The following is a 25,973-nucleotide window of genomic DNA, read 5'->3' as shown; positions in this document are numbered from 1 at the left end:
TTATCGCGTCCGAGGCGCGCGGCGCCGGCCGCGCGGGCGGCGCGTGGTATCCTGTCTCCGCGTGACCAACAACCTGGTCCCGGGCGCCCTGGTGGCGAGTCGCTATCGGGTCGATCGCCAGCTGGCCGAGGGAGGCATGGGGGTCATCTGGGCCGCCACCCACCTCGCGAGCGGCGAGCGTGTCGCGTTGAAGCTGCTGCGTCCCGGCGCGACGGAGGACGCCTCGACCCGCCGGCGCCTGCTCCGGGAAGCGCGCGTGGCCGCCGCGGTCGATCACCCGAGCGTGCCGTCCATCCACGACGTGCTGGAGCTCGACAACGGGACCCCGCTCCTCGTGATGGACCTGCTCGAGGGGGAGTCGCTCCGCGACAGGCTCGTGCGCGAGTCGCAGATCCCCCTCCCCGAGCTGTCGCGCATCCTGCTGCCGGTCATCTCGGCGGTCGGCGCCGCGCACGCCCTGGGCATCGTCCACCGCGATCTCAAGCCCGACAACATCTTCCTGCTCGCCCCCGACGTGGCCGCGCCGCCGGGCGCGCCCGAGGCCGACCCCGGCGCCGGCGCCGCCGACGAGAGCTGCAGCGTCGCGCCGGCGCCCTGCGTCCCGGACGACGACGCGGGCGCTCGGGTCAGGGTGCTCGACTTCGGCATCGCCAAGCTCACGACGGCGCACGGCGTGACCGGCTGGACCTCGGGGCGCACCGGGACCGGCGAGATGCTCGGAACCCCGTATTACATGTCGCCCGAGCAGATCCTCGGCGAGCACGACGTCGATCACCGCGCCGACCTCTGGTCGCTCGGCGTCATCCTCTACGAGTGCCTCACCTCGGTCCGGCCCACCGAGGCCGAGAACATGGGCAAGGTGCTGAAGCGGATCCTGACCGGCGCGATCCGGCCGATCGGGGAGATCGCGCCCGCGCTGCCCGCCGACGTCGCGGCGATGATCGATCGCATGCTGCGCCCGGACCGCGCGCAGCGCCCCGCGGATCTCCGCGAGGTCGGCGCGCTGCTCGCGCGCTACGCGGGCGTCGCGCTCCGCCCCTTCGGCCCCCCCGCGGCGCCGAGGGAGCCCGAGGGCGACGCGCTCGCCCCGAGCGCCCGCAACAGCGACGCGCTCTCGGCCGGCGCCGCCGAGCTGGACGGGGAGGCGTCGACCGCGACGCTGCGCGCGGGCAGCCTCCTGCCGGCGCCGCCGTCGAGCGCTCCGATGTCCGCGCGCCGCGCCGCGGCGGTCGCCCTGGAGGCGCACGGCGGCGCGTCGCCCTCCGCGCCGCCTGCGGCCGGCGACGCCGCCCTCGCCGGCGCGAGCGCGGCCGCCTCGCCGGCGAGGGCGCGCGCCGCGAAGAGCGCGGGGCTCAAGCTGCTCGCCGCCGGCGTGCTCATCGCCGCAGGAGCAGGCCTGTCGCTGCTGCGCTGTTCGACCTCCCGGGCCGAGGACGCGCCGCGCCTCGTCGCGCCGGCCGCGGGCGCGGCAGTGCTCAAAACTGAACATGAAGGCGGGAAGGCGGGAAGAAAAGACCAATGATCTTCCTGCCTTCCCGCCTTCATGTGAACTCTCTCCGGGCAAATTTGAGCACTACCGCGGGCGCGCCGAGCGGCACGGACGCGCCGCCGCGCGCCGAGGTGCGCAAGCCAACTACGGATCAGCCGGAGATGCCTTAAAGGAAACACCCGAATCGCGCGCGTACGGCTCGTCCTGACTGCTGTCGTGACGCGTTGAGACGGCGTTCGGGCAGGGTCGGATTCCTGTTGCGCCGCGCTCCTGAACAGGGCGACGCTCTCTCACCTTCTTAGGAGAGAGGCATGCCTACCGAAGTCATCGTCCGGATCCGTTCCCCCCGCGGGATCGTCGACCTGCCTGGCACGGTGGACGCCGTCGGACCGGCCGCGTCGTCCGCGTTCGAAGAGCGCAAATCCACGCCGGGCATTCACCTGCTGGCGGCGGCGACGAGCGACAACGACTATGCCATCTCGCTCCAGGCGCCGGTGCCCGCCGAGAGCCTCACGGCGCTGCGGGAGCGCGAGGGCCATGCGGTGCTCGTGATCTTCCCGGGGCGCACGCCGGTGCGCCGGCGGCTCCAGGCCGTGTCGGTCTCGACGGTCGAGGTCGTGCCGGATCCGGGCGTGGCGTCGCAGGCGGCCCCGCTCGATCTGACCGCCGGGCGCGAGGGCGCCGCGCCGCTCTGGCTCCTGCCCGTCGGGGCGTTCAGCACGAGCCCGGCCCTCGGCCCCGACGGGGCCGCCGCCCGGGACGCCCTCGTCACCGCCGCCCGGTGGATCTCGTCGCGGCGGACGAGCACCTTCACCCAGCTCTTCCCGCCGAGCGCGTTCCATCCGGAGGAGCCGGTGCGCAAGGAGCGGCTCTCGGCGGGCCGGGGCATGGCGCTGCTCGATCAGGCGCGGGCGGCGATCGAGGTGGCGGCCGTGGGCGGCGAGGAGGCGAAGCGCGATCCGGTCGGGGCCGCGACCCTGCGCTCGGCGGCGGCGACCGTCCTGTCGCACCTCATCGCGACGTCGCTGGACGACCGCGGCTTCGCGCCGGTCGCCGAGCGCGCCGCCGAGGAGATCTTCGCGCTGATCGAGAAGGAGGCGGGCGACGAGACGGCCCGGCCGGCGCTGCGCGCCCACGCGATTCACCTGCTCCAGCTGCGCGCCCCGGCGCTCACGGCGGCCCAGCAGGAGCGCGCGCGGGGGCTCGTCCGCGGGCTGCTCCGCGAGGCGCCGCCCTACGACGAGCTCACGGGCCCGTGGAGCTTCGCCATCTGCAGCGCCTCGGAGTTCCACGAGGGCGAGTGCCGCATCCTCGTGTCGAAATACGGCTTCAAGCAGATCCCGCTCCCGCCCGAGGCGCCCCCGCCGCCGAGCGGCTGGAGCCCTTACCGCGCCTTCGAAGCCCCCTTCAAGACGCCCGCCGGCGAGCCCATCCGCGTCTTTGCCCGCACGGCCATGCCGCGCGACGAGAACCTCGAGATGGGGATGAAGTTCTTCATCGGGCTGCTCATCAACCGGCACGCCCAGCTCGGCGCCTTCGATCTCCGCGCGGCCGCGGTGAAGGTGCGGCAGGAGGGCTACAAGCTGATGATGAACTCGCAATGCGCGGGGCTCACCACGCGCTTTGCCATCTCCCAGATGTTCCCTGACGCGGACATCTATTCATCGTGGGACTCGACGTATTTCCGGGTCGGGTCGGACGGGGCGGTCAGCTCCTCCGAGGGGGTCGATTGCTTCGTCGCCGCGCTGCGCGGGATGAGCGAGCGCGCGTCGCACGCCGAGCTCGACGCGCGCATCCGGCAGGCGCAGTGGCACCATCCGCAGGCGCAGGTCCCCGGGTTCTCGCAGTTCGTCGGGCCCTCGCACCCGCTCGTCGTCGCCCGCTACTCCGACGTGAACCGGGACGGGCGCGCCGATTATTACGACGGCTTCCTCGACTTCCAGCTCACCGAGATCGCCGAGGACATCGGTGCGTCGATGACGCCGCGCGACCCGGGGGTGAGCGCGTCGCAGATCAGCGGAGACGCCGCGGCGGGCCTCAACTGGGCGGCGGGCAGCATCAACCGCGTGGCGCAGTACTCGGACATCTGGGCCGGGCTCGCGGGCCACAGCGAGCTCTATTATGTCTTCCAGTCCGGCGGCTTTTACAGCCACCGCGAGCCGCCGCACGACGTGCCCACCGGCAAGGCCGCGCAGCAGGATCTCGGGCGGCTCCCGGCGGTCACCCGCTATCAGGAGACCAAGGACGCGCTCGGCGGCCTCTCGGTCGAGGTCATGTTCCACAGCCACCTGAGCCACGCGGCCCAGGAGCTGAAGCGCCTGCTCTGCGCGGCCGACGCGATGCGCCGCGCCTTCGATCTCGGCTACCTCTCGGGCGGAGAGGCGCTGTCGACGCCCCGGGGCCAGCGCTGCGCCATGCTCCTCACGATGGCCGGTCTCCTGGAGTTCCCCGCGGATCAGAACTTCATCGACGGCCTGTGGTCGATGGCGCTCAAGGCGCTGCGGCTCCCGGAGGTCTCCCGCAGCGCGGTGCGCGCCTGCATCACCGACGAGGATCACGAGATGTCGAACTACTACGGTTCGCGGCGCGGGCTGGGCCAGCTCCTGGCGGCGCTCGAGAAGAGCGATCCGGTGACGTTCGAGCAGCTCGGCACGGACGATCCGCTCGTGGGGAGGCTGGCGGAGCTCGATCTGGAGGCGGGGGAGCGGCCAGTGGGCTGAGGGAGGCGTGGAATGACCCCGGGCGCCACCTCGTCGAGCGGCGCTCGGTGAAGGTCGGACAGCCGAGCTCCCGGGCGGGAGCGAAGGGAGCGATCGAGAAAATCCTCGCTGGGGCGGTGCCCACCGGGGTATTTCCGTCTACAGATCAACCCAGATCGCGCCCTTCCTGGAGCTCTCCACCGCCTTGACGACGAACTGGATACCCCGGACGCCGTCGTGGACCGTGGGATAGCCGCCCTGGGGCGCCTGCCCGGACTTCGCCCGGCGGATGTCTGCGCAGACGTTCTTGTAGATCGTCGCGAAGGCCTCCAGGTAGCCCTCGGGATGGCCCGAGGGCGTGCGGGTGCACTCCTTGGCGGCTTCGCCCATGTAGCCCTGGCCGCGTCCCCAGGTCTCCCATCCCTTGCCCTTCGGCTTCACGACGAGGTAGTTCGGGTTCTGCTGGTGCCATTCCAGGCCCGCCTTGGTGCCGTAAATGCGGATGTTCAGGTTGTTCTCCTCGCCGCAGGCCACCTGAGAGCAGGTGAGGACTCCCTTGCCGCCGTTCTCGAGGCGCAGCAGCATGTTGGCGTCGTCGTCGAGGGTGCGGCCCGGGACGAAGGAGGTGAGATCGGCGCACAGGGACGTGATCTTGAGCCCGGTGATGTATTCCAGCAGGTTCTCGCCGTGGGTGCCGATATCGCCCACGCAGTTGGAGACGCCGGAGCGGGCCGGGTCCGTGCGCCAGGCCGCCTGCTTCTGGCCGGTCTGCTCGATGGGGTCCATCAGCCAGTCCTGGATGTACTCCACGAGCACCTTGCGGATCTCGCCGATCTCGCCCTTTTGGACCATCTCGCGCGCCTGCCGCACGGCGGGATAGCCGGTGTAATTGTGGGTGAGGCCGAAGACGAGCTTGCTCTTCTCCACGAGCGTGGCGAGTTCCTGGGCCTCCTCCAGGTTGTAGGCGAGGGGCTTGTCGCACACCACGTGGACGCCGGCCTCGAGGAAGGCCTTGGCCACGGGGAAGTGCATGTGGTTGGGCGTGGCGATGATGACGAAATCGATGCCGTGGGGGTGCTTGGCCTCCTCCACCGCCATCGTGCGGAAGTCGTCGTAAGAGCGATCGAGGTACCACGCCTCGGCGCTGGCCTTGGCCCTGGCCGGGTCGGAGGACATGGCGCCGGCCACCACGAGGGCCTGGCTGTCGAGCTGGGCCGCGATGCGGTGCACCGAGCCGATGAACGCCCCGGCGCCGCCGCCGACGATGCCGGCCCGGAGACGTCGCTTGGTGATGTCGGACATGGGAAGGACCTTTCCTTGGTTTCGATTCTTCGAGGGTTCTTCGTCCTTGGTGCTCGGCTCTTCGCCGTGGCCTCGCGGGCCGCTCTTCCACCAGGAATGAACGACTGCGTCCCGAGAAACTATCTCTGAGGACCGAGGGCCGGCAGCTCCCGGCGAATCTTCAAGTCCTGTACGCCTGCCGCCCGAAGCCCTGCACCGGGATGCCCTGGGCCGGCATGACCTCGTTCTGCAGCGCGAACATGCAGGCCGCGGCCTCGTCGATCTTGCGCGTGAACGCGAGGGAGCCCTTGAGGATGGGCTTCAGCTTCTCCTTGTCCTGTACGCGCGCCGGCGGGAACTCGTGCTCGACCACGAGGGGGGTGTTGGCGACGTCGAGCTCGAGCAGCTCGCGGGCGGCCAGCTGGTGGTCGAGCCAGTCCACGGTGCGGTTCTGGAGGTAGCCGAGCGGGTCGTGCCTGGCCGTGCCCGGCAGCTCGTGCATGCTGTAGGCCACCTGCTTCTTCCAGGCGTTGAGGAGGTCGGACGCGTCGCCGGAGACCTCGCCCTGCTTCCAGTCGCCGCGCTGCATCACCTGGCCCTGGTAGCCCCAGGCCGCCACGCCCTTGGCATCGATCACCTGGCCCTTCACGTGGAAGCCGGCGATGAGGAAGGCGTAACCTGCGTCCTTGAGGTACTGGAAGACGGAGCGGGTGTCCTGCCCCATGAGGACGGCGTGGGAAGGATCGTAGTGGATGCGGAGCTGGTCCCCCACCCCGTGCTTCTCGGCGATCCGGTGGAGGGCGATCCAGGCCCCGGGCACGTGTGCGATGTTGTTGACCCAGAGATCGGTGGTGTTCCAGCCGGGCATGGGACACTGCTCCACCCGGTACTGCAAGCCGCGGTCCTTGGCCGCCTTGAGGAGCGGGACGAACTCCTTCTCGAACATGACCAGGTTCTGGTCCATGCTGAGCTTGATGTTCCGGCCCACGAAGCCACACACCGCCCTCGCGCCCAGGAGGACCGCCGCGTCCATGGCTTTGACCATGAAGTCGTGCTTCTTCTTCCGGTTGGCGTCATCGTCGGTGAGCAGGTTGTCGAAGTAGGCGACGTCGGTGATGCCGATGCGCGCCTCCTTCATGGCGGCGAGCACGCGGTCCGCGCGCTTCCTGTCGAGGGGCTTGCGCAGGTCGAGGGTGTTGGCCACCGGGTCCAGCATGGCCTCGGCGGGCACGTCGCTCTCGGTCGGGTGCAGGGCCGCGGAGAGCTGGATGTTCTCCACGTCCAGCTCGCGGGCAAACTGCAGCCAGTCCTCGATGGCCCGGTCCGGGTCCGCGTCCCGCGCCTCCCGGGGAGTCAGCTCCTGGAGGGCGGCGGTGAGGACGCTCATCTTCATGAACTTGGGCTCGAACGCTCTGACGGCCATGGTAGGATCCTCCTTCTGCGGGCTCCGCTGCCCCGGAGCCCAAGGTAGCGGTTGCCCGTGATCGCGGTTGGGGATCTATAGCTATCCGGCCAGAGCGCCCCAAGGGAAGCCCCGCTGACGATCGAACGGACGAAGCTGGCGATGGCCTGGCGCAAGGACTCCTCGCCGGGAGGCCCGCCATAGGCACCCGCGAACGCCTTCGCGTAGGCGTCATCGCCGGCGACACGAGCGACCCGCAGACACGGGTCGAGGCCAGTCGCGTAGGACTCGATGCACCGCTCGATCGCCGCCGCGGCCCACGCGAGAGGGCGGCCCACTTCAGCCGGAACGGTCCCTTCAGGAAGAGGAACATTCCAATTTGGGTGTATTCAACCCCCTCGCGCGTGTGGGTCCGATTGCTCGACGCCCCTCGGGGACGATGTCGTACACTCGCTCAGAACGATGTTTTCGGAGGCGGTCGCGCGGATCGGGCTGCAGCCGGGGGACGATCCGGGGCTGCGCCAGCACAAGGTGATCCTCACGGTCACGGCCGCGCTCAAGGCGGGCGCGTGCCCCGTCTGGGCGATCGCCTATGCGGCGAGCGGGGATGTCCGCTCGGGGGCGATCCCGCTCGGCTACGTGGTTTGCACGGTCCTCAGCCTTGTCCATTTCGCCCGGACCAAGGCGTTCTCGGGCTTCCGCTTCCGCCAGGCGCTGCTCATCTTCGTGCTGCCGTTCCTCATGCACGCGAGCCGGGGCGGGTTCGTCGCCTCGAGCGGCGTCGTCCTGTGGGCGCTCCTCGCGCCGCTGACCTTCTTGCTGTTTCACGGGTCGCGCGCGTCCATCCCGTGGTTCACCGCCTACGCGCTCCTCGTGGTGCTCGCCGGCGCCGTGGATCCGCTGCTCGCGGCGCACGCGCCGCCCACGCCCCCGGCCCTCATCGCCTGCTTCTTCGCGATGAACATCCTCACGGTGTCGGCCATCGCCTACGCCGCGGTGCAGTACTTCGCGCGCCAGCTCGCGGAGGAGCAGGACAAGCTCGCGGAGCTCGTCGCCTCCTCGGCGCAGGCGCTCGACGACGTGGCGACGTGGTCGTCCGCCGCCGCGGCGCAGGTCGCGCAGGCCATCGGGGCGCGCGAGGTCGCGGTGTGGAAGGCCGAGGAGCAGCGGATGGTCAGCCTCACCGAGACCGCGACCGAGGCCCCGCCGGCCGAGGCGCTCCGGAGCGCCGCGCTCGCGAGGCGCTTGCTCCCGAGGTCGTCGGACGTCGTGGTCCCCGTCGTCGGCCTGTCGGGCGACGTCCACGGCGCCCTGGTCGTCGTCGGGAGCAGGGCCGTGTGGAGCGACACGACGAGGCGCCTCGTCGACTCGTTCGCTCACCACCTCGGCAGCGCGCTCGAGCTGTCGCGCCTGCGCAAGGAGCTCGCCAGCGCGGCGGAGCGGCGGAGGGCGACCCTCGAGGACATGGTGGGCCGCGGGATCGACGTCCTGCACATGTGCCCGAGCTGCCACCGCTGCTACGACCAGAACGCGCAGCAGTGCAGCGACGACGGCGCCCCGCTGACCATGCCGCGGCCGTTCCCTTACCGCGTCGCGGGGCGATATCGCCTGACCCGGGTCGTCGCGGAAGGCGGTATGGGCCGCGTGTTCCAGGCCCACGACGAGCGGCTCGGGCGCAAGGTCGCCATCAAGGCCATCCGGACAGAGCACTTCCACAACGACGACGTGCGCGCGCGCTTCGAGCGGGAGGCGCGCCTCGTCGCGCGCATCCAGCACCCGTCGGTCGTCGAGGTGTACGACTCGGGCGAGCTCGAGGACGGCTCGCGCTACATCGTGATGGAGTGGCTGGACGGCTGCAATCTGGCGCACGCCATGCGGCACAACGGGCCCGGGACGCCGCCTCAGGTCGCGCTCCTGCTGCGCGAGGGGGCGTCGGCGCTCGCGGCCGCGCACGCGGCGGGGCTCGTGCACCGCGACGTGAAGCCGGAGAACATCCACCTGGTGCCGTCGACGTCTCCGGGCGGCTTCCGCGTGAAGATCCTCGATTTCGGCATCGCCAAGGAGATGTCCGCCGACGCCTTCGCGACGTCGACGGGCATGTTCCTGGGGACGCCGCTCTACATGGCGCCCGAGCAGGCGAGCGGCAGGCCGGTGGACGCGCGCTGCGATATCTACTCCTTCGCGTCCGTCGCCTATCAGGCGCTCACCGGGCGGCGCGTCGCCGGCGGAGAGGAGATCTCCACGGTCCTGTCGAGCCTCGCGCGCGACGTCCCGCCGCCGGTCTCGTCGCTCCTCCCGGGGACGCCGCCGGAGGTCGACGACGCGTTCGCCAGGGCGCTCGCGCTCTCGCCCGCCGAGCGCCCGGACAGCGTCGAGGCGTGGGTGAGCTCGTTCGTCGATCGGCTCGACGGGCTGCCCCGGCGCTGCCGGGGCTGGCGCATCTCGGGCGTCACCCACGATCTGGACGACTTCGGCTGCGTCGACACGGTCCGGATCAACGAGCCCGCGGCGAAGCTCCCGTCGGCGGCGCCGCGCGCGTCGTAGCGGAGGTGGGGCCTTGCAAAGAGGGCCGCGGTGGGGCTATGCCCGGAACGGGACCTCCATGCTGTGCCCTCGCTGCCACCGGCGGTACGCGGACGACCACCGCTTCTGCCCGCACGACGGGGAGAGGCTGGTCCAGAGCCTCGACATCCGGCGGATCCGGGCGAAGCCCACCGAGCACGTGGGCACCGTCGTCGCCGATCGGTACCGGGTGCGGGGGCTGATCGGCAGCGGCGGCATGGCGCAGGTGTTCCTGGCCGAGGACACGCAGGGCGGCGCGCCGGTCGCGCTGAAGCTCCTGGAGCCGAGGTTGCGCCGCGAGCCCAAGGTGAAGGCGCGGTTCCTCCTCGAGGCCAAGGCCGCGGCCACGGTGGCGCACCCGAACATCGTCGAGGTCCTCGACATCGGCCTTCACGAGGGGTCTCCGTACCTCGTGATGGAGTTCCTCTTCGGAGAGTCGCTGAGCTCGCTGCTCCTGCGCGAGAAGCGGCTGTCGCCGGAGGCCGGCCTCCCCATCCTCCTGCAGGCCGCCGCGGGCCTCGGCGCGGCGCACCGCGCGGGGATCGTCCACCGCGACGTGAAGCCTGCCAACGTGTTCCTCGTGGGCGAGAAGGGCGACGCCTGGGCGGCCAAGGTCGTCGACTTCGGGTTCGCCAAGCTGTACGAGCACTCGGGGCTCACCCAGGCCGGGGTGACCGTCGGTACCCTGGAGTACATGGCGCCGGAACAGACCATCAGCGACCCGCCCGACGCGCGCACGGACGTCTACGGCTTTGGCGTGCTCATGTACCGGATGTTCTCCGGCCGGCTCCCCTTCAGCGTCACGCGGGGCTCCTCCCCGGTGCTCTCGCCGGCCATGGAGGAGGCCATGGTGCTGGCCAATCAGCTCATGACGCCGCCCCCGCCGCCCAACCTGGGCGCGAGCCCGACGGCGAGGTCGCTCGAGGCGGTGATCCTGAAATGCCTGCGCAAGCGGCCGGAGAACCGGTATGCCTCGATGGAGGCGCTCGTCGAGGATCTCGGCCGGCTCGGCCGGCCGGGCGCGCTCGCGGCGGACGCGCCGATCGCCTCGCCCGACGTGTACGCCGCGCAGACGCCGTATGGAGAGCACGCGGCGCGGTTCCTGTACAAGCAGCTCGGCGGGGTGTACGGCGCAGCGCCGTAGCCGCGACATGCCCCGATCGCGCCGCTCCGCACGACGCCGCGCCCCCGCGCTGGCCGCCTGCGCCGCCCTCCTCGGCGGGCCGCTCGCCGCGGGCGCGGCGCCGGAAGGCCCGCGCCAGGCCGCCGCGGGCGCGGCGCCGGAGGGCCCGCGCGAGGCCGGCGCCACGGAGCCCGATATCCGCCTCACCGTGCCCTGGCTCCTCGTCCAGCTCGTGCCGAGCCCCGAGCTGTGGATCGGCTCCGGCGAGGCGCATTTCGGGGTCCGCTGGCAGGTGACCCCGCTTCTTTACTCGTTCGGGATGAACCGCAAGCTCTCGCCGTGGCGCGCGTTCGTCGTTGAGCCGCTCACGCGCCACGCCGGCTCGCTCGAGCTCTTCGGCTCTCCCGAGTACATCGCCCGTCCGGGCGCGTTCGGAGAGCGCTGGATCTTCCGGGGCGGCGTCCGCGCCTATTTCCCGCTCCTTCACCGGGGGGATTACCTGTCCTGCTCGCTCGGCGGCTCGGCGATCTACGCGCGCGAGCGGCTGGGCGCCGCGTACGAGGCGGGGATCTATACCCTCTTCGGCGCCCTGGGCGCCCAGGTGACGACCACGCCGACAGCCGCCTTGCGATCGACCACGATCACGCTCAGCATCCGTTATTTCTGACGCCGCGCATGGCTCCGCGCCCCTCCTCGACGCCCGCTCGCCTGCTCGCCGCGGCGCTCCTCGCGCTCGCGGGCCTCTCGTGCGTGCCCGCGCGCATCCTCGCGGGCAACATGGGGGTCCTGTTCGACAGCCCGCGGCCGGCGCCGGACAAGGTGCGCGCGCCTTACCGCCCCGAGGCGCGGCTCGCCGTCCTCTGGGTCGGCCACGCGACCGCGCTCGTCCAGATCGACGACAAGCTCATCCTGACCGACCCTGTCTTCACGGACACCGTGGGGCTCATCGTGAAACGGCTCGTCGAGCCGGGGCTCGATCCGGAGGACCTGCCGCCCGTCGACGCCGTCCTCATCTCGCACATGCACTTCGACCACCTCTCACTGGGATCGCTGTCCCAGATCGAGCCGAAGGTCCGGACGCTGCTCGTGCCCCGGGGCGGGCTCGTCTACGTGCCCGATTACCGCTTCGATTCGGTCGAGGTCCCGACCTGGACGACATGGCGGCAGGGCGATCTGAAGATCACCGCGGTCCCGGTGCGGCACTCCGGTTATCGCTACGGGCTCGACCGGGACTGGATGACCGAGAGCTTCACGGGCTATGTCGTCGAGTACCACGGGATCACGGTCTATTTCGGCGGCGATACCGCCTATGATCGCGATCTCTTCGTCGACACGCGCGCCCGGTTCCCCGCCATCGATCTGGCCCTCATCCCGATCGCGCCGGTGGGGCCGCGCGATTTCATGGAGCCCAAGCACGTCGACCCGGCGGAGGCGGTCCAGGCCTTTTTCGACCTCGGGGCGCGGCGGATGATGGCCATCCATTTCGACACCTTCATCAACAGCACCGACACGTTCGGCCAGGCGCCCCGCGAGCTCCGGTGCGTCATGGCGGCGCGCGGGCTCGGGCCGGATCGGGTGATCGTGCCCAGGCACGGCGAGCAGCGGGTCCTGATCGCGAGGGGCGATCCCGGCGACGCGGCGGGGGCGAGCGCCCCGGCGCCGCAGCGGAGATAGCCGGCTCGGCGGCGCCCGCGGCGCCCGGGCGGAGGCGCGCGCGTCACCCCGCAGCGTCTGCGCCGGAGAGCTCGCGCAGGGCCGCCGCATACTCCTCGGGTGTGTTCACGTTGCGCAGCGAACGCAGCTCCGGATCGGCGGCGCGGAGCGCGGGATCCTCGAGCAGCAGCTCCGGCCCGGCGACCAGCGTGCGCGCCCGCGCGAGCAGGGCGGTCAGCCGCAGCTGGTCCTCCGTGAGCAGGGCCGCCGCCTCGGCGCGCACCGCGCAGGCGTACACCGCGGCGAGCGGGTGATGGCGCCCGTCCGCCTGCGGCATGGCGATGGCATGGCCGCCTGCCTGGAGCTCCGCGAGGCGCCGCACGAAGGCGGGGTGCAGGAAGGGCGCGTCGGTCGAGGTGACCACCGCCCGCTCGGCGAGCGGCGCGACCGCGTCGAGCCCGGCCGCGATGCCCTGCATCGGCCCGCGGCCCTCCACCGGATCGCGCACGAGCAGCACCCCGTCCGGCAGCGGCGGCAGCGCCTGCCCCGGCGCCGCGACCACCGCGATGGGCCAGGCCGCCTCGCCGAGGCGCCGCACGACCCGCTGGAGGAGCGCCTCGCCCCCGAACGGCAGCCACGCCTTGGGGCGCCCCATCCGGCGGCTCTGCCCGCCGCACAGCACCACGCCCGCCAGCCCGGCCACGCGGCCCGCCGCGCCGGGCTCGGCGCCCTGCGCCACGAGGAGCTGCTCCCGCTGCATGGTCACCTCGGCCGCAGCATGGCGCGCCCGCGGGCGCCGGCCACCGGGATCGCCGCGGCGCGCGCGACGGCGGCGACGGCGGCGGGGAGTGCTCGAATTTGCCCGGAGAGAGTTCCCATGAAGGCGGGAAGGCAGGAAGATCATTGATCTTTCTTCCCGCCTTCCCGCCTTCATGTTCAATTTTGAGCACTGCGCGGCGGCGACCCGATGGCTGCGCCTCGGTTTCGCCGGGCTGGGCATCCCCTGCCCGGGGAGGTCCGCGCGCCCGGATTGTTGGGCGCGGCCGCGCGCCCGTGGATAATGCGCGCCGAGAAGCCGCTCGAGATGCGCTCCGCCCCTTTCTTCCTCGCGATGTGCGCCGCGGCCGCGCACATCGGCTGCGAGCGGCCCGCGAACGTGGGCGCCGGTCTCGCCCCGCCGCCCGCCGTCGCGGCGGTCGCGCCCCGCGACGCCGCGGCGCCTCGCGATACGCCCGCCGCCTCGGCCGCGCCGGCGGCCGGCGCGCCGGCCGCCGCCGCCGCGCCGGCCGCCTCCGCCGCGCCGGCCGACGCGATCACGCTCGTCGCGGGCGGCGACGTCTGCCTCGGCAAGGCGCTCGGCCAGGAGCTGCTCCGCAATCCGGCGCACGATCCGTTCGCCCCCGTCGCGGCGCTGTTCGCCTCCGCCGACGTGCGCTTCGTCAACCTCGAGAACCAGCTCAGCGACCAGGGCGGGGAGACCCAGCACCGGCTCCAGCCGCTCGTGTTCACGGGCCCGCCGGCCGGCGCGGACGCGCTCGCGCGCGCCGGCATCAGCGTGGTGTCGCTCGCGAACAACCACATGTGGGATTACGGCAAGAAGGCGTTCCTCGAGACGCTCGACCACCTGGAGCGCGCGGGCGTCGCCTACGTGGGCGCCGGCCGGACGCGGCAGAGGGCCTACGCGCCGGTCGTCATCGAGCGCCGCGGCTTCCGCGTCGCGGTGCTCGCCGTGACCGGCATCTGGAACCAGGGCTCGCTCTGGGAGCACCCGGCGCGGGCGTTCGTCGCGGCCGCGGAGCGGGACGGGCTCGCCGCCGCGGTGCGCGCCGCGCGCAAGCAGCCCGGCGTCGACGCCGTCGTGGTGAGCTACCACGGCGGCACCGAGTACCTGGACACCCCGCTGCCCCCGGCGCGCGCGCTCGCGGCCGCGGCCATCGACGCCGGCGCCGACGCCTTCCTCGGCCATCACCCGCACGTGCTCCAGGGCATCGAGCTCCGCCGCGGCCGGCCCATCTTCTACAGCCTCGGCAACTTCATCATGAAGGTGAAGCGGACCGGCCCCGCGGTCGAGCTCGGGATGCTCGCGCGCCTGCGCCTGCGGCGCGGCGCGCCGCCGCTCGCCGAGATCTGCCCCGTGCGCAGCGAGGGCCTCGGGACGGTCCCGCTCGCGGCCGACCCGCGGCGCGCCGAGACGGAGGCCGCGTTCGCCGAGCGGATGCGCCGCGTCTCGGCGTTCGTCAAGGGGGAGCCGGCGATCGGCCCCTTCGACGACGGCGGCTGCGCGCGGCTCGAGCCCGCCGCGGAGACCGCCCCCGCCTCGCCGCCGAAGGTCGCCGGGCCGATCCGCTGAGCGACGCCCTCACCGTTGGCCGGCCCGCGCGCGCGGCGACCGCGGTCCTGTCGCGCAGCGGACGGGGTGCGGGCCAGCTCAGAGCTTGCGGCACATCCACACGCTGGAGATCTCGACGTCGAACCCCGCCTTCCGGTACGCGCGTCGCGCCGGGGCGTGGCTCGGGTCGCCGCCGGTGCCGACGGTGGCGACCCGCATCCCTGCCTGCTTCATGTGCGCCACCGCGAAATCGTACATCGCCGTGCCGATGCCCTTGCCGGCCTGCGCGGGGTCGACGGCGTTGAGGCCGATCTCGCCGACGAGCGTCTCCGGATTGAGCTGGACCGCCACGAAGCCGGCGACCTCGTCGCCGGATTGCGCCACGTACACCTCCCAGCCCGAGCCGGCCGCCATCAGCGACGTCAGCAGCCCTTCCTGCGCTTCGTCCGTCCGCCGCTGCGCCAGCTCGTAGATCTCGTCGCCGAGGATCGCGCGGAACGACGCGAACACGGGCGCAAAGGCGGCGCGACGGATGGCCTGGAGGCGGGCCGCGTCCTCGGGGCGGGCATGGCGGAAGTGGAGATCAGGCATTGGATGTTCTCCGATTCGGCGCCATGTCCAAGCATGGCGGCCGTGAAGCTTCAACCTGCACGCGACCATGCCAAGCGGAGCGGGCGCGGCCCGCGCGCACAGGCATCTTACTCCGCGAGCTTCAGCACGACGCTGCCCGTCTTCTGCCCAGACGCGGCGTAGGCGTAAGCCTCCTGAACCGCATCCAGGGAGACGGTTCGGTCGATGACGGGCCGGAAACGCCCCTCCGTAACGAGCCGGCCCATCACCTCGAGAAACACCTTTCGGTCGATGGGTATCGGGAACACGACCCGCTGTCGGCCGAGCGCGGGCGTGAGGAGCGCCAGGAATGGATTCTGCCACCCAGGTCCGGGCTCCGAGGAGACGTACACGCCCCGGGGCGTCAACAGGCGTTTGCAGGCGCCGAACGTGCTCTTTCCGACCGCGTCGAACACGTAGTCATAGACCTGGTCGTCCCGGGTGAAGTCTTCTTGTTCGTAGTCGATGACCCGGGCCGCCCCGAGCGACCTCAACAGCTCCAGGTTCTTGGTGTTCCCCACCGCGGTCACGGAGGCGCCCAGGTGAACGCAGATCTGCAGAAGCGCGGATCCGATCGCCCCGGTGGCCCCGTTGATCAGCACGCGGCTATCCTTCTCGAGGGCCGCTCGCTGGGTGATGCTGCAAGCATACCAGGCGCCCTCGATGGAGGCTGCGGCCTCTTCGAAGCTCAGGCCGCTGGGCATGCGCGCGACCGAGTCGTCTGCGGAGATGACGAGGTACTCCGCATGAGACCCGGCCCCGAGATCGTTGATTCCCCAGACGTCGTCGCCGACCGCAAAGCCGCGCACGCGCGAGCCGATCGCCTCCACCCGCCCCGCGAAATCGGTGCCGAGCGCCTTGCTCCTGGGCCTGCGGAGGCCGGTCATGAACCGCAGGATGAACGGGCTGGCCGAGAGCAAGGCACAGTCGGTGCGGCTCACCGTCGCCGCGTGGACCCGAACCACCATCTCGCCATCGGCCGGCGTGGGCACTGCCACGTCTTCGATCCGAATGACGGAAGGCGTGCCGTACCGTTCCCGTCGGGCGGCTCTCATGGTTCAGCCATACCGGGATTGGCTGAACATGTCCATGTCGTCGGGACCATTCGGCCTGGCCATCTCCGCCGGGAGATGGGGATCACCCATCTTTTGCTGGAGGCGACGAGCGCACCGGCGCATTCTGACAGCCATGACGCTACGCCGCGCGCCCATCGCTCCGCTCGCCCTGCTCACCTCCCTCCTCCTCGCCGCCCCCGCCGCGGCGGCCGTCGTGCCGGTCAGCACCACCGACGAGCTCGTCGCCGCGATCGGCGCAGCCAAGGCCGGCGACGAGATCGTCCTCGCCTCGGGCACCTACGCCTTCGACGGCGTCTCCTGCGCGGCCGCAGGCACCGAGGCCGCGCCGATCGTCGTGCGCGCCGCCGAGCCGCTCGGCGCGATCCTCGAGCTGTCGGGCCTCGAAGGCTTCAAGGTCAGCGGCCCGAACTGGCACTTCGAAGACCTCGACATCCGCGGCGTCTGCGCCGACGACTCGGACTGCGAGCATGCCTTCCACGTCGTCGGCGCCGCGAGCCGCTTCGCCCTCCGCCGCTCGAAGGTGCGGGACTTCAACGCCCAGCTCAAAATCAACGCCGCGCAGGTGGACGGCGTCTGGACGGCCCCCGACGACGGGCTGATCGAGCGATCGGAGCTGTTCGACACCCACCCGCGCAGGACCAGCAATCCCGTCACCAAGATCAACATCGACGGCGGCAAGCGCTGGCGCGTGCGCGACAGCTACCTGCACGACTTCCAGAAAGACGGCGGCGACGCTGTCAGCTACGCCGCGTTCATGAAGAGCGGCGGCTCGGACGGGCTCTTCGAGCGCAACCTCGTCGTCTGCACGACCGCCGGCTCGCCGGACGGTGTGCGCATCGGGCTGTCGTTCGGCGGCGGCGGCACGGGCGCGCAGTACTGCGCCCCGGCCTACGACCCCAACGTGCCCTGCGAGATCGAGCACACCGGCGGCACCATGCGAAACAACATCATCGCGAGCTGCTCGGACGTCGGGATCTACTTGAACCGCGCGACGGACACGCGGCTTCATTTCAATACGCTGATCGCGACGAGCGGGATCGACTTCCGCTTCGCGACGACCAGCGGCGTCGCGCGCGGCAACGTGCTCACGGGCAAGATCCGCGACCGCGACGGGGCCACGCATCAGGAGAGTGACAACCTGGCCGAGGTAGGGCTCGCGACGTTTCAAACGTGGTACGAAAATCCAGGTCTCGGCGACCTTCATATCAAAGGGGATGTGGCGTCGCTCGTCGGCGAAGCGCCCGCCGAGGCCGCGGTGACCGACGACTACTGCGCGCGCGGGCGGCCGGGCAGCGGGGGCTTCACGCTCGGCGCGCTCGAACATTCGCTCGGCGACTGCGCGACGGTGCCACCGCCGGGGCCCTCCGGCGAAGGGGGCGCGGGCGGCGGCACCACCGGCTCGGGCGGGATGGGCAGCGGCACCGGAGCCGCGGGTGGGATGGGCAGCGGCACCGGAGCCGCGGGCGGGGGTGAGGCGGGCGGCACAGGCGGCGCGGGCGGCGGCACCGGCGCCGCCGGCGGGGGTGACGACGCCTCCAGCGACGGCGAGGGCTGCGGCTGCCGCGTCGCGGGCGTCGGCGGGGATGACACCCTTGGCCTCCTGACGGCGGTCCTCGCCGCGTTCGCCCTCCGGCGACGACAGGCCTCCTCATCGCGGAGCGACGCCAGGTAGGTGGCGTTACTGCTGGGGTCGGGCCGAGCCGTCCGCCCCCGCCCGGCGTGGGAATTCCCCTTGCGGCGCGGGCCGGCCATACTGCGCAGCATGACGAAGGGAAGCTGCCCATGAGGACCACGCGCTCCATCCGCGGCAGCGACCATGCGCTGGTGCAGCGGATCACGCGCGTCGCCTATGGCGACGACACGCAGGACCAGTCCCTGCCCGACGGCTGCTGGGACCTGGTGTTCATGAAGCGCCGCGGCCGGCTGCAGGTGCTGCATACCGGTCTGATCACGCACCCGGTGACGCTGGGCTACGAGATCGGCGACGAATACCTGAGCATCGCCTTCCGGCCAGGCGTGTTCATGCCGGGGGTGCCGGCGATGGGCATGCTGGACCAGGGCGTGCTGCGCCCGCTTCCGAACCCGCGCTCGTTCCTGCTGGGGCCGCGAGCCTTCGAGGTGCCCGACTTCGAGAACGCCGACGATCTCGTGGCACGCCTCATCGGGGCCGGCCTGCTGGTGGCGGACCCGGTGGTGTTCCGCGTGCTGCAAGGCGATCCCGCCGGCACCAGCCTGCGCTCGGTGCAGCGCCGGTTCCTGAGCGCCACCGGCCTCACGGCGAAGCAGCTGTCACAGATCCACCGTGCGCAGGCGGCGCTGCAGCAGCTGATGCATGGCGATGCGCCGGCCGACGTGGCCGCCGCCTGCGGCTACGCCGACCAGGCGCACCTGGGCAATTCGCTGAAGCGGATCATGGGTCGGACGCCCGGCGAAGTGGCGCGGGCCGCGGCCCGGCCCGGGCCCAGGCGCTGAGGGCCGAGACGGTCCGTCGCGGCCTGCGCCTGTCGTATTCTTCCAAGACCGGGCCCACCCCGGTGGATACGGTGGCTCCGCCGGCTCGCACCGGCGAGTTCGACCAACCCGAGGAGCCCCATGCACCGCGACGCCGAGATCCACCCCTTCCGCATCGCCATTCCGCAAGCCGACATCGACGACCTGCGCGAACGCCTGGCGCGCACGCGCTGGCCGGCGCAACTGCCGGGCGGCGACTGGGTGAGGGGCGTGCCGGTGGCCTACCTGCAGCGGCTGGCCGCGCACTGGCAGCACAAGTACGACTGGCGACGCTGCGAGGCCCACCTGAACAGCCGCCCGCAGTTCACCACCAGGATCGATGGCCAGACGATCCACTTCGTGCACCTGCGCTCGCCCGAGCCGGACGCGCAGCCCCTGTTGTTGCTGCACGGCTGGCCCGGCAGCTTTGCCGAGTTCGACCGCGTGGTGGACGCGCTGTCCGATCCGCGCCGCCACGGCGGCGACCCCTCGCGGGCTTTCCACCTGGTGATCCCGTCGATCCCGGGTCACGGGTTCTCGATGCCGCTGGCCGACGCCGGCTGGAACCACGGCCGCTGCGCCCGTGCGTTGGCGGCGCTGATGCAGCGCCTGGGCTACACACGCTACGGCGTGCAAGGCGGCGACGTGGGCGCGTTCATCGCGGTGGAGCTGGGCCGCGTCGACAGCGAGCATGTCAGAGGCCTGCACTGCAATGCGCTGGTGACGTTTCCCTCCGGCGACCCCACCGAGCTGGAAGGCCTGACGGCCTCGGAGCAGCAGCGCCTGGAGCGGCTGCAGAGCTTCCGCGACCGGATGATGGGCTTCGCGCACATCCAGGGCACGCGGCCGCAGACGCTCAGCTACGGGCTGCACGATTCGCCGGTGGGCCAGCTGGCCTGGATCGTCGAGAAGTTCAAGGAATGGACCGATCCCGCGGCCGCGCTGCCGGAGGATGCGGTGGGCCTGGACGCGCTGCTGGACAACGTGAGCCTGTACTGGTTCACCGGCACCAGCGGCACCTCGGCCAACCTGTATTATGAAGCCTTCAACGACCCATCCGCCTGGGCGCCCAAGCCGCGCGGCACCGTGCCCATGGCCGTGGCCGTGTCGCTGACGCAGGACGTGGCGGTGCGCCGGCTGGCCGAGCGCGATCACCACATCGTGCGCTGGACCGAGCTGGAGCGCGGCGGGCATTTCCTGGCGACGGAGACGCCCATGGCCCTGACCGTCGATGTGCGGGAGTTCTTCGGTTCGCTGTCCTAGGGCCGGTGGCCCGTCGCCCGCGCGCACCGTGACGCCGGCGCGCCCGTCGAACTTGACACAGTGTAAACTGTGCCTCAAGTTGACACCGTGTCAAGCAAGGACGGGGAGACCCGCGCCGTGATCCTCGAGGCCGCGCGCCGGCTGGTGACCGAGCCGGGGCGCCGCGGCGTCTCGATGGCGGAGATCGCGTCGGCAGCCGGGGTGTCGCGCCAAGCGGTCTATCTGCACTTCGAGACCAGGACCCAGCTCTTGGTCGCGCTGGTGCGTCACGTCGACGAGGTGCATGGGTTCGCCGACCTGGTCCGAAAGTGCGAGCGCCTCCCCGACGCGCGCGCGATCCTCTCCGAGTTCATCGGTGCGTGGGCGGGCTACGTCGCCCACATCACCGACGTGGCGCGGGCCATGCAGGCGGCGCGGGCCACGGACGAGGACGCGGAGCTCGCGTGGCGCGACCGCATGCGCGGTTTCACGGGCGTCTGCGCGGGCTTCGTGGCGCGGCTTCAGGCCGAAGGCGCGCTGGCCGACGAATGGTCGGCGTCGGATGCGGCGGACTTCTTGGCCACCCTCCTGTCGATCGGGAACTGGCAGGAGCTCATCGAGGAGCGGAGTTGGTCCCGGCCGCGCTACGTCCGCGCGATGCGCCGGAGCGTGGAGCAGAGCCTGCTCAGGCCGATGGAGATCAAGACGGCACCGAGGAGGCGCTCGTGAGCGGCGCGCAGCCGGAGCTCTTGGCGCAGGGTTCGGTGGAGATCGGCCGGCCCCTGCACGAAACGTTCGCGTACGTGTCCAACCTGGAGAACTTCCCGGGTTGGTTCCCGGGCGTCGCAGCCATGCGCGAGCTCGACACGCTGGAGCACGGGCAGGTCGGCAAGCGCTACCGGGAGACCGTGCGCATGCCCTTCGGGCGCACCGGCACGATCGACATCGAGGTGAAGGAGGCGCGCGTCGGGGAGCGTCTGCTGACCGAAGGCGAGGGCTTCCTCTTGCCCCGCATGAGCGTGGGCTTCGCGGCGCTCTCCGACGGCTCGACGCGCGTCGAGTGGCGCATGGTCAGCCGCAATCAGCGGTGGTGGTTTCGCTGGCTCGTGGTCCCGCTCCTGCGCCCCGTGATGCGCGGCCGAGCGCGCGACGGATTGCGTAAGCTGCGCGAGAACCTGGAGCGCGAGCCGTCGGCCAGCTCACCCGGATGAGCCCCCGGCGCGCCTAACGCCCGCCTCCCGCCGCGCGCCCCCCACCTCGTCGACCGCTTCGAGCGCGCTCTCGATCTCGCGGACCATCTCGTCCGCCGCCTGCTGCTCCCGGTCGGCGCGCGCCTCCAGGGCCGACGCGTCGAGGCGCATCTCCACCCGCCGCAGCACCTCCGCGACCCGCTGGCCCTCGGCCGAGGCGGCGTCCACGCGCCGCCGCTTCAGCGCGCCCAGCGCGGCGTCCACGGCGGGCAGGAGCGGCGCGGCCACGACCGGATCGGCCGCCTTCAGCTTGGCCCGCGTGCGGTTCGCGAGCCCGATCAGCTGGCCGAGCGGCGAGCGGGCGCGCCGGCGCTGCACCGCCCACCCGACCGCGGCGAGCGCGCCAAGACCGACCAGCACGGCCGCGCCCTGCACATAGGGAACGGCCGCGGGCGCGACGGGCGGGATCACGGCGTCCGGCACCTCGACGGTGATGCCCCCCTGCAGGCAGCTGGTCAGCTCCTGCGCCGTCTGGAGCCGCGCGCGCGCGAGCGGCAGGAGCCGGAGCGGCAGGCACGGGGCCTCGACGCCCGCGAGCGCGCACGCGGGCGCCGGGTCGCCGGTCGCGATGGCGTGGACCTCGTGCGCCACCGGGTCGCGGCTCGTCACGTGGAAGCCGCCCTGCGCGAAATCGACGAGCCCGCCGCTGTCCACCGAGGCGCCGCCAGGCGCCCCCGCGGGCCACGTCGTCGTCGCCGCGTCGACGACCGACGCGTCGGTCGAGCACACGAGCTTGCCGCGAAGGACGATCTCGCCGCCCGGCGGCACGTCGACGTGCTGCGCCGCGCGATCGCGCCGGAGAGGGAAGGTCTGCGTCATGTCCGCGCCTCGGAGGTGCCGGCGGCTCGCCGCGCTCGGGGCATCATGGCCATGGTCATGCGCCCTCAGCGGAGGTGCGACCGCGAGGCGGTCTCGAGGAGCATCGCGAGCACGAGCGGGTCGCCCAGGCCGTCCGCGGCGCCCGCGTGGCCGCGGAGGCGCGCGAGGCGGTCCGCGTCCTTCAGGAACAGCGGCTCGCCGAGCGCGCCGGCCGCGGCGCGCAGGATGCCCTCCCGCTCGGAGAGCAGCGCGACGGCGCGGGCGCGATCGCCGAGCGCGATCTGCCGGGCGGCCTCGGCCAGCGTCTCGCCGGCGGCGAAGCCCTGGACCGTCTTGCCGACCGACAGGTCGACGCTCGCGGCGCTGTCGGCGTCGCCGGTCGCGTACGCGACCTTGAGCGGCGCCTCGTCGACGACGTTCTTCTTCGTCACCCGGTCCTTGTACTTGAGCTCGATGGACGCGACGGTCCGCGCCTCCGCGCCGGCGGGGAGGCCGAGCTTGAAGAGCAGCGCGTGGCCGTCGTCGCGCGAGAACGCCGGGATGAAGAACCGCATCCCGCCCTCGGCGTCGTCCTCGCGGTCCCTCGCGATGCGATCGCGCCGCGCCGCCTGCGCGTCCGCCGCCACCTCGATCGCCCGCACGCGCGCCGCCTCGGCGTCGCTCAGCCGGCGCGAGCCGTAGACCTGGAGCAGCTTCACGTCCGGCTTCAGCCGCACCCGGAGCTCGACCGCGGTCGCCACCGGATCGAGCCGCTTGTCGAGCTCCGTCGCGAGCGCCGGGGCGATCTGATCCGGATCGCGCAGGTAGTAGTACCCGCCGGCCCCGTCGCTCGCGATGCCGCTCATCAGCGCGCCGTCGTAGTCGGCGCCGAGCCCGAACGTGCTCGTCTGGACGCCGGCCTGGAACGCGTCGAGCGCGAGCCTCGAGAGCCGCTCCGAGCTCATGATCCCGGCGTTCGCGCGCCCGTCGGAGAGCAGCAGCACGACCCGCACGGCGCCGTCGGGGATGCCCGGCTGGGCGGCCTGCGCGTAGCCGAGCTCCAGGCCGCGGCCGATGTTGGTGCCGCCGCCCTCGGCGATGCCCGCGATCGCGGCCTTGATCGCCGCTCGCCGGGGCCCGACGGGGCCGTCGGGGATCCTCACCGCGGCGTCGCTCGAGAAGGTGACCAGCGAGAAATCGTCGCTCGCGTCGAGCCTGTCGACGAGCGCCTGCGCCGCGTCGCGCGCCCGCGCCATCGGCTCGCCGCTCATCGAGCCGCTCACGTCGAGCACGAGGTGCACCGACAGGTGCGGCCGCGCCGCGGGCGCCTGCGCCGTGGAGCGGAGCGCGACGCGCACGTGCACCGGGCCGCCGCCCGGCGGGACCTTCGCCCGCTCGAGGTCGGTGCGCAGGGCGAGGGTCACGCCCTTCGGGACGTCGATCGCGGGCGCGTACCGGGCGCCGACGTCGCTCACGAGCTCGCGCTCGCCGGCCGGGACGATGCCGCGCGCGACGGCCGACTCGAACGCCGCGAGGTGGCCGCCGCCGGGGCGGTACGTGGTGGCGAAGCGGCCGTTCGGGTCGAGGGCCGCCTCGGGGGCCGCGCCCCGGGCCGCGCCCTCGACCGCCGCGGCGACGGGGGGCGCGGCGGCGGGCGCCGGCAGGCCGCCGGTGCCCGCGCGCCCCTTCCGGACCCCCGCGCCGTCCCCCGGCGCGGCGGTCGAGGGCGCCGCCTCGCGCTTGGCCCCGACCGCCGGCGCCCCGAGCGACACGTCCGCGATCTCCCCCGACGCCGACGCCGGAGACACCGTCGATGACGCCGTCGACTCGGATACCCCCCTGTTGCTGCACGCGAGCCCTCCCGACGAGAGCCCCAGCAGCAGCGCGCCGCCGAGGAGCGCGCGCCTTGCCCACACCATCCCGAGTTCGCCCATGCTCTTCTCCCTCCCCGCGGACCGAGCGGGTGCTCGGTCAGGCGGGCCAGCGCCGCATCCGTTGTGTCACGCCGCCGTTCGCGGCGCCGGCGCGGGGGCGGCGAGGAGCTCCGGGGCAGACAACGCCGGGCGAACGAGGTTCGCCCGATCGCGCAGGCGCCCGCCGCGGCGACGCGCGCCGCCGCCGGTCTGGGGCGCCGCAGGGCCGCAGGCACGCGGCCCGGCCGGACGAGGGCGGTGGCTACTCGATGAAGCGCGGGGGCATGAGCGGGTCGTGCGCGAGCGGGGCGGTGGGCGCGGCGCTCGGCGCGCCCGCCGGCGCGGCGCCCGCACCCCTGGAGGGCGCCGCGCTCGACGCGTCGGCGGGGGCGACGGCAGGGACCGCGCTCGCCGCCGCGGGCCGGGGCCGCCTCTCCGGAGCGCGCTTCCGGGGCAGCGGCAGCTGCAGCTTCGGGGGGAGCGAGCCCGCCTCGGTGATGGCGACCTCGCGCTCGATCTCGGAGCTGCCCTTGAAGACGCGCACCTTGTGGCTGCTCCCGAGCGCGCCCGTGAGCTCGACGGTGCCGTCCTTCAGGGGCGCGGGCACCCCGTCGACCTCGACCGAGGCGTCCGCGGGGACGATCGCCAGCTCGACCCGGTGCTGGACGGGCGCCTGCACGGCCGCCGGGGGCGCCGCCCACTGGACGGTGGGGAGCGCCCTCGAGAGCCCGCGGGAGACGAGGTGCATGCCGGTCATCGCCGCGCCCGCCGGGGCGCGCGCGCGGTGCGTCACGCCCCAGCCGAGGCCCGCCACGAGCAACGCGGCGAGGGCCACGTGCGCCTTGCTCCGGGGGCGCTGCGGCGCCCGCGCCTCCTCGCTCACCCGCGGCGTCTCGTCCGCCTCGAGCGCGGGCACCGTCGCGCAGTCGGTCGACTGGTCGCGCCAGCGCTTCGCGGCGCTCCCCGCCGCCGCGCCCGCGACGCTGCCCCGGCGGTGCACGCGCGGGCTCGCCCGGACCTCGAGCCTCGGCGCCGCGGTCTGGCGCTCCGACGGCGAGAGCGGGACCAGCATGCCCTCGTCGAGCGAGAGCGGGTCGTTCCCGAGGAGCGGCCTGATCGCGTCGAGCATCACCGAGGCGTACGGGTACCGGGCGACGGGCTGGTACTGGAGCGCGCCGTCGACGACCGCGGCGATCTCGGGCGCGACCCACGGCGCGAAGTCCTGGACCGGCGCCGGGAGGTCGGCGACCAGGGTGGCGATGAGATCGCCGAAGGCCTCGACGTCCTCGGTCGGCGTGCGCCCCGCGAGCGCGTGGTAAAGGACGATCCCGAGCGCCCAGATGTCGGTCCGGTGATCGATGTCCTTGATGCCCCGCGCCTGCTCCGGGGACATGTAGCGGGGCGTCCCGAGCATGCTCCCGGACCGGGTGAGCCCCGTCGTGTCCCGGCGCGGCTCGTGGGCCGGCTTGATCTTGGCGATGCCGAAATCGAGCAGCTTCACGATGAGCCCGGCGCCCCCCTCGCGCTGGGCGAGGAACAGGTTGGCGGGCTTGATGTCGCGGTGTACGACGCCGGCCTCGTGCGCCTTCTGCAGGCCGACGCAGGCCTGCGCCACGATCCGGAGCGCGACCCGCGGGGGCAGCGGGCCGAGGCGCGAGAGGAGCTGCGCGAGATCTTCGCCGCGGAGCAGCTCCATCACCAGGAACGGCGAGCCGGTCTCGCGGTCCACGCCCGTGTCGAGCACGCGGACGATGTGCTCGGTCTGGATGGCGCTCGCGGCCCTCGCCTCGCGCTCGAACCGCTCCAGCGCAGATCGGCTGTGGACGATCTCGCCGTTCATGACCTTCACGGCCACGCGGCACCCCTGCTCCGCGTCGTCGGCCTCGTAGACAGCCCCCATCCCTCCTCGGCCGAGGAGGCGGACCAGGGTGTACCGTCCGCTCAAGGTCTTGCCGTCCACAAGAAAGCTTTACTCTAGAAGATGTAGGCGGGGCCTCAATCGCGATGCTACCTCGACCCGCGAGCCCAGGGCATCCGTGCTGCCACGCCGGATTGTT

General features: G+C 72.6%; 20 protein-coding genes. 12 read left to right on the top strand and 8 right to left on the bottom strand.

The window, feature by feature from the left end:
- Positions 1-61 precede the first annotated feature (61 nt).
- Both WME98_RS23275 and WME98_RS23270 read left to right on the top strand, forming a co-directional pair.
- A complete protein-coding gene (locus tag WME98_RS23275) occupies positions 62-1,522 on the top strand; it encodes a serine/threonine-protein kinase (RefSeq protein ID WP_437953255.1) in 1,461 nt (486 codons plus the stop codon).
- Positions 1,523-1,800: 278 nt separating this feature from the next.
- Positions 1,801-4,209, top strand: coding sequence for a hypothetical protein (locus WME98_RS23270; protein WP_437953254.1), 2,409 nt, complete (start codon positions 1,801-1,803; stop codon positions 4,207-4,209).
- A 138-nt stretch (positions 4,210-4,347) separates the two neighbouring features.
- Here the strand turns inward: WME98_RS23270 and WME98_RS23265 are convergent, their stop codons facing one another.
- Together WME98_RS23265 and WME98_RS23260 are read right to left on the bottom strand one after the other, a co-directional pair.
- Positions 4,348-5,490 carry a Gfo/Idh/MocA family protein gene (locus WME98_RS23265; protein ID WP_437317179.1) on the bottom strand — a complete coding sequence of 381 codons (1,143 nt, stop codon included), beginning with the start codon at positions 5,488-5,490 and terminating at the stop codon, positions 4,348-4,350.
- Positions 5,491-5,650: 160 nt separating this feature from the next.
- Positions 5,651-6,892: a sugar phosphate isomerase/epimerase family protein gene (locus tag WME98_RS23260; RefSeq protein ID WP_437953253.1), complete on the bottom strand. Its 1,242-nt coding sequence runs from the start codon at positions 6,890-6,892 to the stop codon at positions 5,651-5,653.
- Between the two features lie 441 nt (positions 6,893-7,333).
- Here WME98_RS23260 and WME98_RS23255 point away from each other — a divergent pair, with 441 nt between their 5' ends.
- Genes WME98_RS23255 through WME98_RS23240 form a run of 4 tightly spaced genes read left to right on the top strand, consistent with a single transcriptional unit; the run spans position 7,334 to position 12,230 of the window.
- Complete coding sequence (locus WME98_RS23255; protein WP_437953252.1) at positions 7,334-9,415, top strand: serine/threonine-protein kinase; 2,082 nt, start codon at positions 7,334-7,336, stop codon at positions 9,413-9,415.
- A 58-nt stretch (positions 9,416-9,473) separates the two neighbouring features.
- Positions 9,474-10,577: a serine/threonine-protein kinase gene (locus tag WME98_RS23250; protein ID WP_437953251.1), complete on the top strand. Its 1,104-nt coding sequence runs from the start codon at positions 9,474-9,476 to the stop codon at positions 10,575-10,577.
- Positions 10,578-10,584: 7 nt separating this feature from the next.
- On the top strand, positions 10,585-11,223 hold the full coding sequence (locus WME98_RS23245) for a hypothetical protein (protein ID WP_437953250.1): 639 nt from the start codon (positions 10,585-10,587) through the stop codon (positions 11,221-11,223).
- An 8-nt stretch (positions 11,224-11,231) separates the two neighbouring features.
- Positions 11,232-12,230, top strand: a complete 999-nt coding sequence (locus WME98_RS23240) for an MBL fold metallo-hydrolase (RefSeq protein WP_437953249.1) — start codon at positions 11,232-11,234, stop codon at positions 12,228-12,230.
- A 43-nt stretch (positions 12,231-12,273) separates the two neighbouring features.
- On the opposite strand, the gene mobA is transcribed toward WME98_RS23240, so the two are convergent.
- Positions 12,274-12,969 (bottom strand): molybdenum cofactor guanylyltransferase, encoded by a 696-nt coding sequence (gene mobA, locus WME98_RS23235; RefSeq protein WP_437954018.1) that lies wholly within the window; start codon positions 12,967-12,969, stop codon positions 12,274-12,276.
- 324 nt (positions 12,970-13,293) lie between these two features.
- On the opposite strand from mobA, the gene WME98_RS23230 reads away from it, so the two are divergent.
- Complete coding sequence (locus WME98_RS23230) at positions 13,294-14,559, top strand: CapA family protein (RefSeq protein ID WP_437953248.1); 1,266 nt, start codon at positions 13,294-13,296, stop codon at positions 14,557-14,559.
- 78 nt (positions 14,560-14,637) lie between these two features.
- On the opposite strand, the gene WME98_RS23225 is transcribed toward WME98_RS23230, so the two are convergent.
- Both WME98_RS23225 and WME98_RS23220 read right to left on the bottom strand, forming a co-directional pair.
- Positions 14,638-15,129, bottom strand: coding sequence for an N-acetyltransferase family protein (locus WME98_RS23225; protein ID WP_437953247.1), 492 nt, complete (start codon positions 15,127-15,129; stop codon positions 14,638-14,640).
- Positions 15,130-15,236: 107 nt separating this feature from the next.
- Positions 15,237-16,145: an NAD(P)-dependent alcohol dehydrogenase gene (locus WME98_RS23220; RefSeq protein WP_437953246.1), complete on the bottom strand. Its 909-nt coding sequence runs from the start codon at positions 16,143-16,145 to the stop codon at positions 15,237-15,239.
- 190 nt (positions 16,146-16,335) lie between these two features.
- Between WME98_RS23220 and WME98_RS23215 the strand changes: the two genes are divergently transcribed.
- The 5 genes from WME98_RS23215 (at position 16,336) to WME98_RS23195 (ending at position 21,166) form a co-directional block, all read left to right on the top strand.
- The gene (locus tag WME98_RS23215) at positions 16,336-17,895 is read left to right on the top strand and encodes a chondroitinase-B domain-containing protein (RefSeq protein WP_437953245.1); all 1,560 of its coding nucleotides are present in this window, start codon (positions 16,336-16,338) and stop codon (positions 17,893-17,895) included.
- 110 nt (positions 17,896-18,005) lie between these two features.
- A complete protein-coding gene (locus WME98_RS23210; protein ID WP_437953244.1) occupies positions 18,006-18,695 on the top strand; it encodes a helix-turn-helix domain-containing protein in 690 nt (229 codons plus the stop codon).
- A 120-nt stretch (positions 18,696-18,815) separates the two neighbouring features.
- Positions 18,816-19,976: an epoxide hydrolase family protein gene (locus tag WME98_RS23205; protein WP_437953243.1), complete on the top strand. Its 1,161-nt coding sequence runs from the start codon at positions 18,816-18,818 to the stop codon at positions 19,974-19,976.
- Positions 19,977-20,063: 87 nt separating this feature from the next.
- Positions 20,064-20,684 (top strand): TetR/AcrR family transcriptional regulator, encoded by a 621-nt coding sequence (locus WME98_RS23200; RefSeq protein WP_061624763.1) that lies wholly within the window; start codon positions 20,064-20,066, stop codon positions 20,682-20,684.
- Positions 20,681-21,166 carry an SRPBCC family protein gene (locus WME98_RS23195; RefSeq protein ID WP_437953242.1) on the top strand — a complete coding sequence of 162 codons (486 nt, stop codon included), beginning with the start codon at positions 20,681-20,683 and terminating at the stop codon, positions 21,164-21,166. Before WME98_RS23200 ends, WME98_RS23195 begins: the two co-directional genes overlap by 4 nt.
- On the opposite strand, the gene WME98_RS23190 is transcribed toward WME98_RS23195, so the two are convergent.
- The 3 genes from WME98_RS23190 to WME98_RS23180 form a co-directional block, all read right to left on the bottom strand.
- Positions 21,155-22,024 carry a hypothetical protein gene (locus tag WME98_RS23190; protein ID WP_437953241.1) on the bottom strand — a complete coding sequence of 290 codons (870 nt, stop codon included), beginning with the start codon at positions 22,022-22,024 and terminating at the stop codon, positions 21,155-21,157. The two genes, WME98_RS23195 and WME98_RS23190, sit on opposite strands and share 12 nt — an antisense overlap.
- Before the next feature lie 65 nt (positions 22,025-22,089).
- Complete coding sequence (locus WME98_RS23185) at positions 22,090-23,937, bottom strand: vWA domain-containing protein (protein WP_437953240.1); 1,848 nt, start codon at positions 23,935-23,937, stop codon at positions 22,090-22,092.
- 241 nt (positions 23,938-24,178) lie between these two features.
- Entirely contained in the window at positions 24,179-25,816 is a 1,638-nt protein-coding gene (locus WME98_RS23180; protein ID WP_437953239.1) for a serine/threonine-protein kinase, read from the bottom strand.
- Between the last annotated feature and the right edge of the window lie 157 nt (positions 25,817-25,973).

Source organism: Sorangium sp. So ce296 (assembly GCF_051529605.1).
GTDB lineage: Bacteria > Myxococcota_A > Polyangia > Polyangiales > Polyangiaceae > Sorangium > Sorangium cellulosum_D.
This window is presented reverse-complemented; position numbering and strand designations above follow the sequence as displayed.

Coding starts and splice junctions, on each gene's coding strand:
- WME98_RS23270 (WP_437953254.1), top strand. CDS start 1,801: ATGCCTACCGAAGTCATCGTCCGGATCCGTTCCCCCCGCGGGATCGTC.
- WME98_RS23265 (WP_437317179.1), bottom strand. CDS start 5,490: ATGTCCGACATCACCAAGCGACGTCTCCGGGCCGGCATCGTCGGCGGC.
- WME98_RS23260 (WP_437953253.1), bottom strand. CDS start 6,892: ATGGCCGTCAGAGCGTTCGAGCCCAAGTTCATGAAGATGAGCGTCCTC.
- WME98_RS23255 (WP_437953252.1), top strand. CDS start 7,334: ATGTTTTCGGAGGCGGTCGCGCGGATCGGGCTGCAGCCGGGGGACGAT.
- WME98_RS23250 (WP_437953251.1), top strand. CDS start 9,474: ATGCTGTGCCCTCGCTGCCACCGGCGGTACGCGGACGACCACCGCTTC.
- WME98_RS23245 (WP_437953250.1), top strand. CDS start 10,585: ATGCCCCGATCGCGCCGCTCCGCACGACGCCGCGCCCCCGCGCTGGCC.
- WME98_RS23240 (WP_437953249.1), top strand. CDS start 11,232: ATGGCTCCGCGCCCCTCCTCGACGCCCGCTCGCCTGCTCGCCGCGGCG.
- mobA (WP_437954018.1), bottom strand. CDS start 12,969: ATGCAGCGGGAGCAGCTCCTCGTGGCGCAGGGCGCCGAGCCCGGCGCG.
- WME98_RS23230 (WP_437953248.1), top strand. CDS start 13,294: ATGCGCTCCGCCCCTTTCTTCCTCGCGATGTGCGCCGCGGCCGCGCAC.
- WME98_RS23225 (WP_437953247.1), bottom strand. CDS start 15,129: ATGCCTGATCTCCACTTCCGCCATGCCCGCCCCGAGGACGCGGCCCGC.
- WME98_RS23215 (WP_437953245.1), top strand. CDS start 16,336: ATGACGCTACGCCGCGCGCCCATCGCTCCGCTCGCCCTGCTCACCTCC.
- WME98_RS23210 (WP_437953244.1), top strand. CDS start 18,006: ATGAGGACCACGCGCTCCATCCGCGGCAGCGACCATGCGCTGGTGCAG.
- WME98_RS23205 (WP_437953243.1), top strand. CDS start 18,816: ATGCACCGCGACGCCGAGATCCACCCCTTCCGCATCGCCATTCCGCAA.
- WME98_RS23190 (WP_437953241.1), bottom strand. CDS start 22,024: ATGACGCAGACCTTCCCTCTCCGGCGCGATCGCGCGGCGCAGCACGTC.
- WME98_RS23185 (WP_437953240.1), bottom strand. CDS start 23,937: ATGGGCGAACTCGGGATGGTGTGGGCAAGGCGCGCGCTCCTCGGCGGC.
- WME98_RS23180 (WP_437953239.1), bottom strand. CDS start 25,816: ATGGGGGCTGTCTACGAGGCCGACGACGCGGAGCAGGGGTGCCGCGTG.